This window comes from Roseovarius atlanticus (assembly GCF_001441615.1).
In the GTDB taxonomy this organism is placed as follows: domain Bacteria; phylum Pseudomonadota; class Alphaproteobacteria; order Rhodobacterales; family Rhodobacteraceae; genus Roseovarius; species Roseovarius atlanticus.
In genome coordinates, this window is record NZ_LAXJ01000047.1 from 1 (window position 1) to 1,599 (window position 1,599).

3 protein-coding genes are annotated in these 1,599 nt (G+C 64.7%); all 3 read right to left on the reverse strand.

Annotated elements, in window-relative coordinates:
- Nucleotides 1-298, reverse strand: a 298-nt coding sequence (locus XM53_RS22200; RefSeq protein WP_144435483.1) for a formate--tetrahydrofolate ligase, incomplete at its 3' end; no start/stop codon positions are given.
- A 21-nt stretch (nt 299-319) separates the two neighbouring features.
- Nucleotides 320-1,237: a methionyl-tRNA formyltransferase gene (locus XM53_RS22205; RefSeq protein WP_236544621.1), complete on the reverse strand. Its 918-nt coding sequence runs from the start codon at nt 1,235-1,237 to the stop codon at nt 320-322.
- A 64-nt stretch (nt 1,238-1,301) separates the two neighbouring features.
- Nucleotides 1,302-1,599 (reverse strand): CoA transferase (locus XM53_RS22210; protein ID WP_201455440.1); only part of this gene is annotated, 298 nt, incomplete at its 5' end.

Here is a 1,599-nt window from a genome sequence, read left to right on the forward strand (position 1 = left end):
GCGAGGCCTCGCGGATGCAGATCATCGCCTTCTTGCCGATATGGTTCAGACCGTCGCCCAGACCAACGGTCGTGGTGGTCTTGCCCTCGCCCGCCGGCGTCGGGTTGATCGCGGTCACGAGAATGAGCTTGCCGTCCTCGTTGCCTTGAACCGAGTTGATGTAGTCCTGGCTCACCTTCGCCTTGTCATGCCCGTAGGGCAGCAGGTGCTCGGACGGTATCCCAAGCGTGTCGCCAATCTCCTGGATCGGCTTCTTCGACGCCGCACGCGCAATCTCGATGTCTGATTTGTGGCTCATTTTACGTTCCTTTGTCGCGTTTCAGCTTGGAAATTCTTCGCCGACCTCAAGGCCGACTTCGGAGGCCCACTGGGCGGCTGGTGTCTTGTCGCCGCCCTCAGGTCGTACTCGTTTCACCAGGATACGTCCGCCGACGCACTGCACCTCGATGCCGTCGTTGGTGATGGCGCGGACGCGGCCCGAAATGCCGTCGCCGGGGGCGCGGGCACTGTCGAAGATCCCCAGCTTGGCCCCCTTGTAGGTGGTCCAGGCGCCGGGCGCGGGGTTGGTGCCGCGGATCAGATCATAGACCTGTCCGACCGGACGGTGCCAGCAGATTTCCGAGTGCCGCGCGGTGCAGCGGCGCTCGTAGGTGGCCTGCGCCTCGTCCGGCACGATATGCGGCGGGTTGCCGGCTCGGAAAAGGTCGCAGACCTCCAGCACGCTGTCGACGGCCGCCGGGTAGATCTTCTTGAAATAGAGGTCGATCACCGTGTCGTCGGGGCCGATCTCGCATTCCCATTGCATCAGGCTGTCGCCCTCGTCCAGCCCGTCCGAGGGGTAGAACCAGCTGAAGCCCGACTTGTCGGAGCCCATGATGATCGGCCAGTTGACCGCGCTCGGGCCGCGATGCAGCGGCAGAAGCGACGGGTGAAAGCAGATCGAGCCGTGGGTGGGCGTGTCGCGCGCCGCCTCGGGCACGAAGACGTTGACGAAGGCCATGACCATCAGGTCGGCGTTGTAGCCGGCCAGCGTTTCCAGTGTCTCGGGCGCGTCGAAATTGGCGGGCTGCTCGACAGGCAGGCCCTTTTCCAGCGCGAACTCCTTGATCGGGTCCACCGGCTTGCCGTCCCGGTCCGGCTCGCAATACACGGCCACGACCTCGTCGGTTCCGGTCTCGATGATCTTGGCCAGCGCATCCTTGCCGAAGGCTTGCTGCCCCATGACGATCAATCGCATTTTCTTCCTCCCTTGGACCCGGCAGGTGCGGACATACGCCGCACGCTGCCGGTCTTTCCTTTGTCTATTCCGCCGCGGTTTTCTGCGGGTCGCCGACGGCGCCGCTGTCGAGCACCGCCTGCAGCTCATCGCCCTCGTAGCCCAGCACGTCGCGCAGGATCTCCACCGTGTGCTCGCCCAGAAGCGGCGAGCGGGTCACGTCCACCGGGCTGTCGCTCAGCTTGATCGGACAGCCCACCGACGCGTATTTGCCGCGCTTGGGGTGGTCGACATCCACGATCGTGCCGGTCGCCCGCAGCCCCTCGTCCTCGATCAGCTCCTTCGTCGACAAGATCGGTCCCACCGGAATGTTCAGCGGGTTG

Bases quoted from the DNA above. Each gene is read 5' to 3' on its own strand.
- XM53_RS22205 (WP_236544621.1), bottom strand. From the start codon at position 1,237: ATGCGATTGATCGTCATGGGGCAGCAAGCCTTCGGCAAGGATGCGCTG.